The organism is Streptomyces sp. NPDC091292 (genome assembly GCF_044757265.1).
In the GTDB taxonomy this organism is placed as follows: Bacteria; Actinomycetota; Actinomycetes; order Streptomycetales; family Streptomycetaceae; genus Streptomyces.
Genome location: NZ_JBIVUQ010000013.1, coordinates 73,402 through 86,988, shown reverse-complemented (window position 1 = coordinate 86,988; position 13,587 = coordinate 73,402). Strand labels below are relative to the sequence as shown.

Genomic DNA, 13,587 nt, shown 5'->3' with positions numbered 1-13,587 from the left:
TTCCCGGCGGTCTCAGTGGACGGGGTACATGGTGCGGCGCAGCCAGGGCGCGGCGGCGATCACGGCGAGGCCCGCGGCGACCGCGATGGCGCCGTTGACGCCGAAGTACGCCGGGTGCGAGACCTGGTCGTAGAGCTTCACGACCTGGGCCTGGATGCCGTTGGCGAGGGCGAGCGAGAGGAACCAGAGCGCCATCGTCTGGCTGGCGAAGGCGGCAGGGGCGAGCTTCGTCGTGGCCGACATGCCGGAGGTCTCCAGGAGGATGTCGCCGAGCCCGAGCAGCAGATAGGAGCCGACGATCCACCAGGCGGCCATCTTGTACGTGTCACCGCTGTGACCGGACGTCGGCACCACCATCAGCAGGAAGGACAGACCACCGAGGATGACGCCAAAGGCGATCTTGTTGGAGGCGTGCGGCTGGCGCGGCCCCATGCGGGCCCACACGGCGGCGACGACGGGCGCGAGGGCGACCTCGAAGGCCCCGAGGGCGGACGCGTACCAACTGGCGGGGAAGGTGTAGCCCAGGATCTCGGTACGCGCGTTGGTGGACGCCAGAAGCATCATCGTCGAGTACGCCTGGAAGAGGATGAAGTTGAACACCACGGACGCGAGGAAGAGCACCACGTACGGCCGCAGCCTGCGGCGTTCGTCGGGGGTGACCCGGGGGCTGCGGAACATCACCACGAAGTAGACGACGGGCGCGACCACCGAGAGCGCGGTGAGGACGTCGACGAAGCGGGCGATGGTGAGCCGGCCCGCCAGCGCGAGCACGGTGGCCAGCGCGGCGGTCACGATCAGCACGCCGGTGATACGGGTCAAGGTGGCGCGCAGTGTCTCGCGCGGGAGGGCGAATTCCGCCGCGTCCTTGCGTCCGGCCAGGTGACGCCGTCCGGCGACGTACTGGATGATGCCGAAGGTCATGCCGACGGCGGCGGCCGAGAAGCCCCAGTGCCAGCCCTTGTGCTCGCCGAGCCAGCCCGTGACCAGCGGGCCCGCGAAGGCGCCGATGTTGATGGCCATGTAGTAGAGGGCGAAACCGGCGTCGCGGCGCTCGTCGTCGGTGCGGTAGAGCTTGCCCACCATGGACGCCACGTTCGGCTTCAGCAGCCCGGTGCCCGCGCTGATCAGGCCGAGCCCCACCCAGGTCATCGCGGCCGTCGGCACGGCCATCGCGTAGTGCCCGCAGGCGATGAGGATCCCGCCCCAGAGGACCGCCCGGTAGGAGCCGAGGACGCGGTCCGCGAGCCAGCCGCCGGCCACCGACACCAGATAGACCAGCGTGCCGTACGCCGCCGAGACGGACGCGGCCGTACCGGGGGACATGCCCATGCCGCCGTGTGCGACCGTGTCCGCGAAGAACAGGACCAGGATGGCCTGCATCCCGAGGAACGAGAAACGCTCCCAGACCTCAAGGCCGGAGAGCGTGAGCAGCCCTTTCGGGTGCCCGAAGAAGGCGTGGTCGTCCCCGGGCGGCGGCCCGGATTCCGGATCGCGGTCGGGCTCGGGATACGGATCGGTCTCGACGGTGCGGTGGGACAAAGGGGCGGTATCCGATCGTCGCGGTCGTCAGGGCCGTTGTTTCGCGGGACTTCAGCGGGTTTCCTCCGGCTGTCGGGTGAAATCCGATGAGCTGATCAAAAACATACCGGTGCCGATCGCGCGCCGCCCCCTCTGGCCGGGCAGGCGACCATGGTGATCGAAAGGCGACCGGATACGCTGACTTGAGTGACAGCAGCGACACATCGACAAACCACGTCATCGACCATGTGATCGTCAGCAGACAGGAGAACCCCTCGTGACCGTCGTCGGGCCGTTCGGGCTGAGCGTGCGGGACCAGGCTCTCGAAGCCGATGTCCAGGCCGGATTGGCTGCTGTCGAGGAGGGCCTCCTGGAGGCCACCAAGAGCGAGGTCCCCTTCATCACGGAGGCCGCCCAGCACCTGGTCCGCGCGGGAGGCAAGCGTTTCCGGCCGCTGCTCGTGATGCTGGCCGCCCAGTTCGGCGACCCCTACGCGCCCGGTGTCGTGCCCTCGGCCGTCGTTGTCGAACTGACCCATCTGGCCACGCTGTACCACGACGACGTGATGGACGAGGCGGAGGTCCGCCGGGGCGTCGACAGCGCCAACAGCCGCTGGGACAACTCGGTCGCCGTACTGACCGGAGACTTTCTCTTCGCGCGCGCGTCCCACATACTGGCCGACCTCGGGCCCGAGGCGGTCCGCATCCAGGCCGAGGCGTTCGAACGCCTGGTCACCGGCCAGATCCTGGAGACCGCAGGGCCGCGCGACGGCCGTGATCCGGTCGAGCACTACCTCGATGTCATCGGCGGCAAGACCGGCTCCCTGATCGCGGTGTCCGGTCGCTTCGGCGCGATGATGTCCGGCGCCGACGAGACCGTCGTGGACGTGCTCACGCAGTACGGCGAACGGCTCGGTGTCGCCTTCCAGCTCGCCGACGACGTCCTGGACATCGCGTCGGACTCCCGCGAGTCCGGCAAGACGCCCGGCACGGATCTGCGGGAGGGCGTTCCCACGCTGCCCGTACTGCGGCTGCGCGAGCGGGTCGCCCGGCTGGGCCTGGCCGAGGACATCGCCCTGTGCGAACTGCTCGACTCGGACCTCAGCGACGACGCCCGGCACCGGGAGGCGCTGGAGCGGCTGCGTGCGCACCCGGCCCTCGACCAGGCCCGCCGCGACACCGTGCGGTACGCCCAGGAGGCCCGCGGCACTCTCGCACCGCTGCCCGAGTGCGACGCGAAGGCGGCGCTGGTGGAGCTGTGCGACGCGGTGGTGCATCGGGCGGGTTGATCCGTCCACCGGGGCGGATCGGGGCGGGTTGGCCCGTCCCGTTCCCGTTCCGCTTTCCGTTCCCCGCCTCCGGGTTCCGCGCCCAGTTCCCCGTCCAGTCCCCTGCCCGGTTCCCCGTCCAGTTCCGCGCCCCGCGAGCGGGGGTACCCCCTACCGGAGTATGTGTCCGAGGGGGCGACCCCTACGGGTGGGGCAGGGCGAGCGGCCCTGGATGTCATACCGGGGCAGTACGTGGAGTTGGCCCCGGGGGTTGACGCCTCCTCCCCGCCGATTTGGTCTCATGGATAACACCACTCCAGAGCAATTCGGGTGAGAATGGCGGCGAGGAGTGGACGACGCAGGACGACGGAAGGCCGCCGCCGAACCACGGAGGTAGGGCAACAGATGGCACCGTACGAATCCGGCAAGACGTCCGACGAGGGCGCCGCGGAAGCCGCGGACCTGCGCGCGGCGCGCCGCCGCAAAGCGGCGCGTTACGTGGTCCCGGTGACAGTGATGGGGGTGGCGGCGGCGACCATCGGGCTCGTGCCCGCGCTCGCCACCTCCGGCGACCCCGACCTGCCGAAGATCAGCGCACAGCAGCTCATAGAGAAGATCGCCAAGTCGGACACCCAGCAGTTCTCCGGCACCGTGAAGATCAGCACCGACCTCGGTCTGCCGGACGTCGGCGGCGCCCTGAGTTCCTTCGCGCCCGGCGGCAAGGGCGGCGAGGGCGCGACGGCGGACCCGCAGGCCAAGCTCGCGGAGTTGGCGACCGGCACGCACACGCTGCGCGTCGCGGGCGACGGCCCGGACCGCCAGAAGCTGTCCATCCTGGACAACGCCGCGGAGTACAGCCTCATCCACAACGGCGACCAGGTCTGGGCGTACGACAGCAAGTCGAACTCCGTCTACCACGCCAAGGACACCGGGGCCACCGAGCGCGGCGCCAAGGGCGACAAGAGCGACAAGGCCAACGAGACCGACAAGGCGCTGCCGAAGGACCTCCCCTCCACGCCGAAGGAGTTCGCCGACGAGGTACTGAAGGCATCCGCCGACACCACGTCCGTGACGGTCGACGGCACCGCGAAGGTCGCGGGCCGCGACGCCTACAAGCTGCTGATCAAGCCGAAGCAGTCCGGCTCGACGGTCGGCGCGATCACCATCGCGGTGGACGCGCAGAACGGTACGCCGCTGAAGTTCACGCTGACCCCGGCGAGCGGTGGCAGCGCGGTGATCGACGCCGGTTTCACCAGTGTCGACTTCTCCAAGCCCGCCGCGTCGACCTTCGACTTCACGCCGCCGAAGGGCGCCAAGGTCACCGAGAGCGGCGACCTCAAGGACGGGCACAAGGCCGACGGCTCCCTGAAGGACCAAGGGAAGCCTTCCGCCGGCGAGGGTCTGAACAGCACGGATGTCCTCGGTGAGGGCTGGAGCTCCATCGCCGTGATCTCCACCCCGGGCGGCCAGGGCATACCGTCCGGCGGTGAGGCCGGCGGTTCTCCCGACGCGCAGAAGTTCCTGGACTCGCTGGGCGACCAGGTGTCCGGCAAGTTCGGCAAGGGCACCGTCTTCTCGACCCGCCTGATCAACGCCCTGGTCACGGACGACGGGAAGGTCTACGTGGGTGCGGTCACCAAGGACGCCCTGGTGAAGGCGGCCGACGCGGCACACTAGGGTCTTTCGTTTGGGTCAGGCCGGATCAGGGAGCGGGGTCTGGTGCCGTGCATCGCAAGGCGGAGGAGGGAGTCAGGGCGGCGCCCTGGCGACCGACGACAACGCGGCGAGGTGCGGTGCCAGGGCCCGCGAGCCCGGCCTGACCCAAACGGGAGGCCCTAGGAGACGGAGCACGGCCGGAGCAGGGGCGCTCGGCCATCGGAACAGGCTGGGGGAAGCCCATGGAGGAACTGTCCGCCGCGGGGCGGGACACGGTGATCACCACGCGTGCCCTGACCAAGCGCTACCGCGGCGGACAGCTCGCCGTCGACGGGCTCGACCTGACTGTTCCGGAGGGCAGCGTCTTCGGCTTCCTCGGGCCGAACGGCTCCGGCAAGACCACCACCATCCGGATGCTGATGGGCCTGATCGACCCGACCTCGGGCTCCGCCGAGGTCCTGGGGCGGCCGATGCCACGCTCGTCGCGCGTGGTGCTGCCGCAGGTCGGGGCGTTGATCGAGGGCCCCGCGTTGTACGGGTTCCTGTCCGGCCGGGACAACCTCCTGCGGTACGACTCGGCCGATCCGACCGCCGACCCGCGTACCCGCCGCGCGCGGGTCGGCACCGCACTCGACCGGGTCGGACTGACCGCGGCGGGCGGCAAGAAGGCGCGGGCGTACTCCCTCGGGATGAAGCAGCGGCTCGCTCTCGCCGCCGCGCTGCTCCAGCCCCGCAGACTCCTCGTACTCGACGAGCCTACGAACGGTCTGGATCCGCAGGGCATGCGGGAGATACGGGCGCTGGTCCGGGAGCTGGCGTCGGACGGCACCACCGTCTTCCTCTCCTCGCATCTCCTGGACGAGATCGAGCAGGTGTGCACCCATGCGGCCGTGATGGCGCGGGGCCGGCTGATCGTGCAGGGCCCGGTCGCCGAACTGGCGGCCCATGCCCGGGGCAGGCTCGTGGTGGTGACGCCGGACCCGGCCGACGCGGTCCGGGTCCTGAAGGAGCAGGGGTTGACGGATGTCGTCGCGGCCGACGACCGGGTGACCGCCGAGCCTCCGGACGGGGAGCTGTCCGAGCTGACGGTGGCGCTGGTCACGGCGGGGGTGCGGGTGCGGGGGTTCACGGTGGAACGGGCCTCACTGGAGGACGCGTTCGTGAAGTTGACGGGGGAGGGCTTCGATGTCGCGGGCTGAGGCGACGGCTTCCGGGAGCGGGAGCGGGGTGGGCTCGGGGGTGCGGTGGGTGTGGACGTTCGGGCTGTTGCGTTCCGAGGTGAGTACGACCTTTCGGCGCTGGCGGACGCTGGCGCTGCTCGGGGTGCTCGCGGCGGTCCCTGTGCTGGTGGGTATCGCCATCAAGATCGAGACCTCCGACGGCGGGGGTATGGGCGGCGGGCCCGCGGGTGACGGCACCGGGGGGCCGGCGTTCATCGCGCAGGTCACCAACAACGGCCTGTTCCTTGTCTTCACGGCACTCGCGGCGACCCTGCCGTTCTTCCTGCCGATGGCGATCGGGGTGATCGCCGGGGACGCCGTCGCGGGCGAGGCCGGGTCCGGCACGCTGCGCTATCTGCTGGTGGCACCGGCGGGCCGTACCCGGCTGCTGTTGGTGAAGTACGCGACGACGCTGACGTTCTGCCTGGTCGCGACGCTCGTCGTGGCGGCGTCGGCGCTCGCCGTCGGGGCGCTGTTGTTCCCGTTGGGGGAGGTCACGACGATCTCGGGTACGCGTATCAGCTTCGGGGACGGACTGCTGCGGGCGCTGTTCATCGCGGTGGCGGTGGCCGTGTCACTGATCGGCGTTGCCGCGCTCGGCCTGTTCGTCTCGACGCTGACGAACAGCGGTATCGCCGCGATGGCGACGACCGTCGGCCTGCTGATCACCGTGCAGATCCTCGACCAGATCCCCCAACTGCACGCGATACAGCCGTACTTCTTCTCTCACTACTGGCTGTCCTTCGCGGACCTGATGAGGGACCCGATCTACTGGGACGACCTCGTCAAGAACGTGGAGATACAGGCCCTGTACGCGGCGGTGTTCGGTTCGGCGGCGTGGGCGAGGTTCACGGCGAAGGACATCACGGCATAGCCGCCAGGGTCACGGAGTGGCCAGGGTCACGCAGTGGCCGTCGCGTACGGGAAGCGGGCGAGCGGTGCGTCCTGGGAGAAGAAGGTCTTGGCGTCGGTGAGCGCCTCGGTGTCGTGGAGTACGTCACCGGGCTTGCTGCCGCTGCCGACCAGGACCCCGCCGAAGCGCATGTCCATATAGGCGGCGCTGTGGTTGAGCGTGTCGATGAGTGGGCCCGCGAGGACCTTCTCCTCGTCCGCCAGGACGGAGACGCCCCACAGGGTGCGTCCGGCGAGGGTGGCCTTGAAGTCGATGCCGGGGGTGCGCAGCCAGCCGGACCAGTGGTCGAGGTAGTGCTTGGTGGCCGTGGACAGGGTGTACCAGTACACGGGTGAGGCGATGACGATGTCCGTGGCGTCGAGGGTGGCGTCGAGGAGCAGCGCGGCGTTGCCGTCGGCGGGGCGGATGTGGTCGTTGTCGTGCCGCAGGTCCTGGAACTCGGGCAGCGGGTGGTCGGTGAGCCGGATCCAGCGCTGTTCGACGTCGGGGGACAACTGCTCGGCGGCCTTGCGGGCGAGCATCTCGGTGTTGCTTTCGTTCCGGCTGCTGCCCAGCAGGAACAGGAAGCGGCGGCCCATGGGGGTCTCCTCGGACTCGGCGGTCAGGCGTACGGCAACAGGTACCTGCGCCAGCAAGTACTTGCGCATGCAGTATATGCACACGCAAGTACTTGTGTCAGGGCCGCTGCCCGACCATGGCCGCCGCCGCTATGACGACAGGGTCCACACCGCGTGCGCGAGGGCGTCGCTGTTGCGGTCGAGGGCCGTGGCGGAGATGTTCGCCGTGGTGTCGCAGGAGGAGTGGTAGCAGCGGTCGAAGGGCTGACCGGCGGTGCCGCCCCACTTGGCGGCCTGTGCGGAGGTCTTGATGTAGTCGGCGCCGCTGAACAGGCCGCCGACGGGGATGCCCGCGTTCTTGAACGGGGCGTGGTCGGAGCGCCCGTCGCCCTCGGTCTCTATCTCGGTGGAGACGTTGATCCCGGCGAAGTAGTCCTTGAAGACCTTCTCGATGGTGGGGTCGTCGTCGTAGACGAAGTAGCCCGGGTTGGGGGAGCCGATCATGTCGAAGTTCAGATACCCGCTGATCTTGGCCCGGTTGGCGGTCGAGAGGCTGTTGACGTAGGTGCGGGAGCCGACCAGGCCCAACTCTTCGGCGCCCCACCAGGCGAACCGCAGATGCTTCGTCGGCTGGAGTTGGGCGCGGGAGACGGCGAGCGCGGTCTCCAGGACGGCGGAGGAGCCGGAGCCGTTGTCGTTGATGCCGGCGCCGGACGTGACGCTGTCGAGGTGCGAGCCGGCCATCACGATCTGGTTGGGGTCGCCGCCCGGCCAGTCGGCGATCAGGTTGTAGCCGGTCCGGCCGCCCGAGGTGAACTGCTGGGTGGAGGTGGTGAATCCGGCAGCGTCCAGCTTGCCCTTCACATAGTTGAGGGAGGCCTGGTAACCGGTGCGGCCGTGCGCGCGGTTGCCACCGTTGGCGGTGGCTATGGACTGGAGTTGGGAGAGGTGGGCCTGGACATTGGCCACCGGTATGTCGGGCGCCGCCGCAGGGAGGGGCGCCGTGACCGATGACCGGGCGGGCGCTGCGCCGGCCATGGGACCGGTGGCGAGCAGCGTCGTGACGACCGTGACGCCCGCGACGACGGCAGCCGTCGAGAGGCGCCCGGGAGCGGAGAGCTTCATGTGGGGGGCTCCGGATTCCGTGGGGGGAATGTGGTGCCCGATGGTCAGCGGAATCTTAAATTCCGTCAAGAGCGCTATTTGGACACGGGTGTTCGACTATCGGGCATCGCGGCCCCGAGTCGACGTGGTGCGCGTGTCGCCGGTCCTGGGTCCTGTCTAGTGCACGCAGAACTCATTCCGCTCGGGATCTGTCATGACCACCCACTCGCCGCCCGGTTCCTTGACCTCGCGCAGTACGGACGCGCCCAGCGCGGTGAGCCTGGCGACCTCCGCCGCGCGCTCGCCGGCGCCCGTGTGGACGTCCAGATGCAGCCGGTTCTTGCCGGTCTTCGGCTCCGCGACGCGGTTGAAGAGGATGCGGCGGCCCAGTCCCGTACCGCTGTCCTCGGCGTACGGGTCGTCGGGGTGCCGTACGGCCGCGGCCCCACGCCAGGCGCGGCGGCCCTCGTACTCGATCGTGTCGGCGTCCGTGATCACGCCGAGGTCGAGCAGGTGTGCGATGAGGGCGCTGTGGTCCTCCAGCGTGTAACCCAGCGTTTCGGCCCAGAAGGACGCCTGGTGGTGCGGGTCGGTGGCGTCGACGACGACTTTCCAGTGCAGGGGCTGCGTACGAGTCATGTAACTAGTTATAGTGGTTTCATGGCGGAGGCGGCAAGGGAACAGGCGGCGACGGGGCGTGCGGCGGCGGACCCGGCGGGGAGCGAGGCGATGGGCAGGGTGAAGGGGAGGGCGAAGGGTGAGGCGGGGGGCGGGGCGGAGCCGGAACCCGGTCTGACCTTGCGTTCCCGTACCGGCCGTCCCTACCGCTTCGACCCCGGCGCCCTCTGCATGGAACTGCTCGTGACCGGTGGGCCCGGAGCCCTCGCGCGCTTCGAGGTGCTGTTCGCGCCGGCCGACCTCGCGCGCTGGGTCGAACAGAGCCGACTGGCCCCCGGGCTCGAACTGACGCTCACGGACGACGATGTGGCCGCGCTGCGGAACCTCCGGGACGCCCTCCACTCGATCGCGTCCGACCGGGCCCACGGTCGCCCCCTCGACCCCGTACACCTGGCCGTCGTCAACGCTGCGGCGGCCGGCGCTCCCCTGGCCGCCCGCATCACACCGGAGGGCGGGCGCGCGTGGGCCCCCGGCGGTACCGGGCGGCAGCTGCTGGCGACCGTGGCGCGCGACGCGGTCGATCTGCTGACCGGGCCGTACGCCGATCGCATCCGCGAATGCGGTTCCGACAACTGCCAGTTGCTGTTCGTCGACACCTCGCGCCCCGGGCGGCGCCGGTGGTGCGCGATGGAGCACTGCGGGAACTTGCACAAGGTGCGCAGCCACCGGGCCCAGCGTGCCCATCGGGCCAACCAGGCCGACCAGGCCGACTGAGCCGGTTCCGCCGGCGAAGGTTCCGTAAGCGAAGGTTCCGTAAGTGAAGACGGAGACCTCGGTGGGTGACTCCCGGCCTGATCCAAACGAGAGGCCCTAGGGCGCCTTCTCGGACGCCGTCCGCTCGTCGTAGGCCGCCCGTGCCGCCGCGATCTCGTTCTGGTGCTCCTCCGTCCAGGTCACCAGCGCCTGGATCGTGTCGTGCAAGGTGCAGCCCAGCGCCGTGAGTTCGTACTCGACGCGCGGGGGTACCACGGGGTACACGGTGCGCAGGACCAGGCCGTCGCGTTCCAGTTGGCGGAGTGTGACGGTCAGCATGCGCTGGCTGACGCCGTCGATCTCCCGGCGCAGCTCTGTGAACCGCAGCTTCCGCCGTTCGAGCAGTGCGATCACGAGCAGGGACCACTTGTCGGCGACCCGGTCGAGGATCTGCCGTACCTCGCAGTCCTCGCGGGCGTCCCATTGGAAGGGATCGGCGAAGGATTCGGCGTCGCAATCCGCCAGGCCCGCCGCCCCCGGCGCCGTGCTCGGAGCGTCCACCGTGCCCACAGAACCCACGGTGCCTTCCAGGTAACCGGGTGACTTCGAAGTGCCTTCTTCCATACCTGCCGATGGTGCCGCAGGCTTCCCATGGTTACAAGAGGGAACCGACCGTCATTCCCGTAACCACAACCATCCCCGCACCCCCGTATCCCTTTCACCACCACACCCCTCGGGAGCCACCATGGGCGCACGCGCCTGGGCACTGCTGCTCGTCCTCTGCGGGACGATCTTCCTGGAGGGCATCGACGTCGCGATGCTCGCCGTCGCGATCCCGTCGATCAGGGCCGATCTGGGCCTGGCGACCGACACGGCGGCCTGGGTGATGAGCGCGTACGTCCTCGGGTACGCCGGTTTCACCCTGCTCGGCGGACGCGCGGCCGATCTGCTCGGCCGCCGCCGGATGTTCCTGCTCTGGCTGACGATCTTCCTGCTCTTCTCGGGTCTCGGCGGCTTCGCCACGGACGGCTGGACGCTGATCGTGGCGCGCTTCGTCACGGGTGTCTCGGCCGCGTTCATGACACCGGCCGCGCTGTCGCTGATCACCACTTCGTACGAGGAGGGCCCCCGGCGGAACAAGGCGCTCCTCATCTTCGCGGGCACCGGGGCCGGCGGCTTCTCGCTGGGCCTGGTCATCGGCGGCCTGCTCACCCAACTCGGCTGGCGCTGGGTCTTCTTCGCGCCGGTCCTGCTCGCCGCCGCGCTGCTGATCGCGGCCGTCCGGCTGATCCCGGCGCAGCCGGCGCCCCCGCGCGCGAAGGGCGGCTTCGACGCGCTGGGCGCGATCACCGCCGCAGGCGCGATGCTGCTGACCGCGTACGGGATCGTGCGGCTCGAACACGGGTTTGTTGGCTGGCCGTTGACGGCGGGTGCGGTGCTGGCTGGGCTGCTGCTCGTCGGCACGTTCGTCGTGATCGAACGCCGCAGCGCCGCCCCACTCGTCCGCCTGGGCATCTTCCGTATGGGTTCGGTGGTACGGGCCGATCTGGGGGCGCTGCTGTTCGTGGGGGCGTTCTTCGGATTCCAGTTCGTGGTGACGCTGTACCTCCAGGAGCTGCGCGGCTGGTCGTCGCTCCAGACGGCCGTCGCCCTGGTGGCCATGGGTTGCGACGCGGTCCTCGCGCCCACGCTCACACCGAAACTCGTCGAGCGTTTCGGCAACGCCCGCGTGATCGTCGGCGGTTTCGTCCTGGCGGTGGTGGCGTACGCGCTCTTCCTGCCGGTCGGCATGGACTGGACGTACGCGGCGATGTTCCCGACCCTGATCCTCGCCGGAGTGGCCTTCGCACTGGCGTACGGGCCGCTCACGATCGCGGCGACCGACGGCGTGGCCGCGCACGAACAGGGGCTGGCGAGCGGGCTGTTGCACACCGCGACCCAGTTCGGCTCGGCGATCGGCATCTCGGCGGTGACGGCCGTTTATGGTCTGGCCGGGCCCGATGGCGGAACGGGCACGGGCACGGACACGGGGGCGGAGGCGGCTCTGACGGCGTTCCGTGCGGCCCTGGTGGTGCCGGTGGTGATGGTGGCGGTGGGGCTGGTGCTGTCGGGGGTGGGGGTTTGGGGGAGTCGGGGCCGGGGGAAGCGGGGCGGGGTGTATGTGGCGCCGTCCGCCGGGGCGACCGGGACGAGCGGGGCGACCGGGACGAGTGGGGCGACCGGGACGAGCGGGTCGACCGTGGGCTCACACCAGTAGCGCTCAATAGTCCTTGGCGGATAAATCGTTGGCCGACCGGAGCGGGGGCCGGTTACTCTCGCCGCGATGACGACTTACTCCACTCTCGGATTGGGGGTCCCGTCCGCGCAAGGTGAGTGCTGATGCTCACTTCGACCGCGAACGAGGAGTCCCGCGAGGATTCCCCTGGGGCATTCCCGGGGGAATCCCGCCTTTCCTACTGGCTGCGCGTGCGCGAGTTCGCCGTGCCGTCGTCCATGATCGAGACCGCGACCGCGCGCCGCCGTGCCGGGGACTGGGCGGGGGCGTGTGCCGCCGCGGGCATCGACGTGGATCTCTCACTGCGGGCCCTGGCCCGCACCCATGGCACGGAGTTCGCGGCCCGACTCCGCGCCGATCTCCGCCATCTGGCCCCTGACCTGCTGCGTTGGCACATGCCGAGGGTCGCTCCGTACGGGTTGCTGCGACCGGGGCTCACGGTCGCGCTGGCTCGGTACGAAGATTCGGGGCGGGGTGGTGCGCGGGCGGTGTATCTGGTGGTGCGGACTCCGCCTGCCTGGGCGGCTGCCGGTCAGCGGATGAGCCTGGCGCTGTGGGACGGGTCCCATCGGTCCGGGTCCGGGGCGCACGCCGCCCATCGCTCTCCGCACCCGCACCCTCACCCGAACCGGCGGTTCCGACTCGACCTGCACCGACATCTCTGGGACGTACGCCGGGCCGATGAGCTGAGGGTCCGGTGCGGGGCGGGCGATCGGGCGGTCGGTGAAGGCCGACCCTCGCTGAATCAGGAGCTGTTGGCGGCGGTGCCCGAGGGGTACCAGTGTGCCGTCGACCGGTGGGCGGCGGAGGCGGTGATCCTGCTCCGGGCCGAGGGGCGACTCGGCATGGGTACCGGCACCGATGCCCGTACTGATCCCCGTACCGAAACCGTTACCGAGACCCGTACCAATCCCCGTACCGTCACCGTGCGCCTCGGCACCCGGCACCGCCTGCACCTGGACCTGGACCGTGGCCTGATCCCGGACAGTGACGGTCTCGGACCCTTCCCCGTCCTGCCCGACGCGGCGACCTGGGCGCTTCCCGACCTGGACCTGCTCCGCGCCGGTGCGATCGACCCTGGCCGGCTGCACCCGCTGGTCGCCTCGGCGCTGGTACCAGGTCACACGCCATCCGGTCACGGTCCGTCCCATCCGTCCCGTCCGTCTCCTGCTGCCGACCCGGCAGGACAGGCGCACGTCGTGGAGTGCCGGGGAGCCGCGCACCGGATCGGTCTGGTCGGCGGCGTACTGGCTCCGCTGGACCACGATCCGGCAGAGATCCGCCGGGAGGAGCTGCTGGCCGAGCTGGGCGGCACCCCGCTGCCCTGCCTCCACGCGATCGACCGGGCACACCGTCAGCCGGACTGCATCGCCGGCGTACGCGAACGCCTGCACCACGGCGACATCGCCGGCGCGCTCGCCGTCGTGGAGGGCCTTCTCGGGCCCGGGGCCGTGCTGCGCGACGGCGCGCTGCGGGACGAACTGGAGCGGGCCGCGGCCGGGCGGATCGCGTACGGGCTGTTCAGGGCGGGGCTGGCCGGACCTGGACCCGGGCCCGTACGCGGACCCGTACCCCGACCCGTATCCCTGCTCGGTGGCGGCGTCGTACGCGCCCACCCGGATCGTCACCGCCCGCCGGACCGTCTCCCCGGCCGCCCCCTCGACCGTCGCGAGCACCCGCGCCTCGCCACCCACTTCTGATCCTTC

At 70.3% G+C, this 13,587-nt stretch carries 12 protein-coding genes; 7 read left to right on the top strand and 5 right to left on the bottom strand.

Annotation, left to right across the window (positions count from 1 at the left end; translation table 11 throughout):
- Window positions 1–12 precede the first annotated feature (12 nt).
- Complete coding sequence (locus ACIQNU_RS29530) at window positions 13–1,539, bottom strand: peptide MFS transporter (RefSeq protein WP_401372233.1); 1,527 nt, start codon at window positions 1,537–1,539, stop codon at window positions 13–15.
- A gap of 256 nt (window positions 1,540–1,795) precedes the next feature.
- Between ACIQNU_RS29530 and ACIQNU_RS29525 the strand changes: the two genes are divergently transcribed.
- The 4 genes from ACIQNU_RS29525 to ACIQNU_RS29510 all read left to right on the top strand — a co-directional run bounded on the left by ACIQNU_RS29525 (window position 1,796) and on the right by ACIQNU_RS29510 (window position 6,535).
- Window positions 1,796–2,806, top strand: coding sequence for a polyprenyl synthetase family protein (locus ACIQNU_RS29525; protein WP_401372232.1), 1,011 nt, complete (start codon window positions 1,796–1,798; stop codon window positions 2,804–2,806).
- A gap of 384 nt (window positions 2,807–3,190) precedes the next feature.
- Window positions 3,191–4,462 (top strand): outer membrane lipoprotein carrier protein LolA, encoded by a 1,272-nt coding sequence (locus ACIQNU_RS29520; RefSeq protein WP_401372230.1) that lies wholly within the window; start codon window positions 3,191–3,193, stop codon window positions 4,460–4,462.
- Between the two features lie 221 nt (window positions 4,463–4,683).
- On the top strand, window positions 4,684–5,640 hold the full coding sequence (locus tag ACIQNU_RS29515) for an ATP-binding cassette domain-containing protein (RefSeq protein WP_401372228.1): 957 nt from the start codon (window positions 4,684–4,686) through the stop codon (window positions 5,638–5,640).
- Window positions 5,627–6,535, top strand: a complete 909-nt coding sequence (locus tag ACIQNU_RS29510) for an ABC transporter permease (protein ID WP_401372226.1) — start codon at window positions 5,627–5,629, stop codon at window positions 6,533–6,535. The genes ACIQNU_RS29515 and ACIQNU_RS29510 overlap by 14 nt, the downstream gene beginning before the upstream one ends.
- A 26-nt stretch (window positions 6,536–6,561) precedes the next feature.
- Here the strand turns inward: ACIQNU_RS29510 and ACIQNU_RS29505 are convergent, their stop codons facing one another.
- The 3 genes from ACIQNU_RS29505 to ACIQNU_RS29495 all read right to left on the bottom strand — a co-directional run bounded on the left by ACIQNU_RS29505 (window position 6,562) and on the right by ACIQNU_RS29495 (window position 8,874).
- Window positions 6,562–7,152: a flavodoxin family protein gene (locus ACIQNU_RS29505; protein WP_401372432.1), complete on the bottom strand. Its 591-nt coding sequence runs from the start codon at window positions 7,150–7,152 to the stop codon at window positions 6,562–6,564.
- 129 nt (window positions 7,153–7,281) lie between these two features.
- A complete protein-coding gene (locus ACIQNU_RS29500; protein ID WP_401372225.1) occupies window positions 7,282–8,256 on the bottom strand; it encodes a M28 family metallopeptidase in 975 nt (324 codons plus the stop codon).
- A gap of 156 nt (window positions 8,257–8,412) precedes the next feature.
- Entirely contained in the window at window positions 8,413–8,874 is a 462-nt protein-coding gene (locus ACIQNU_RS29495; RefSeq protein ID WP_401372223.1) for a VOC family protein, read from the bottom strand.
- Window positions 8,875–9,084: 210 nt separating this feature from the next.
- Between ACIQNU_RS29495 and ACIQNU_RS29490 the strand changes: the two genes are divergently transcribed.
- On the top strand, window positions 9,085–9,627 hold the full coding sequence (locus ACIQNU_RS29490) for a CGNR zinc finger domain-containing protein (protein ID WP_401372431.1): 543 nt from the start codon (window positions 9,085–9,087) through the stop codon (window positions 9,625–9,627).
- A gap of 96 nt (window positions 9,628–9,723) precedes the next feature.
- On the opposite strand, the gene ACIQNU_RS29485 is transcribed toward ACIQNU_RS29490, so the two are convergent.
- Window positions 9,724–10,230, bottom strand: coding sequence for a winged helix-turn-helix transcriptional regulator (locus tag ACIQNU_RS29485; RefSeq protein WP_401372221.1), 507 nt, complete (start codon window positions 10,228–10,230; stop codon window positions 9,724–9,726).
- A 121-nt stretch (window positions 10,231–10,351) separates the two neighbouring features.
- Here ACIQNU_RS29485 and ACIQNU_RS29480 point away from each other — a divergent pair, with 121 nt between their 5' ends.
- On the top strand, window positions 10,352–11,863 hold the full coding sequence (locus ACIQNU_RS29480; RefSeq protein ID WP_401372219.1) for an MFS transporter: 1,512 nt from the start codon (window positions 10,352–10,354) through the stop codon (window positions 11,861–11,863).
- Between the two features lie 122 nt (window positions 11,864–11,985).
- Window positions 11,986–13,581: a hypothetical protein gene (locus ACIQNU_RS29475; protein ID WP_401372217.1), complete on the top strand. Its 1,596-nt coding sequence runs from the start codon at window positions 11,986–11,988 to the stop codon at window positions 13,579–13,581.
- The last annotated feature ends 6 nt before the right edge of the window (window positions 13,582–13,587 follow it).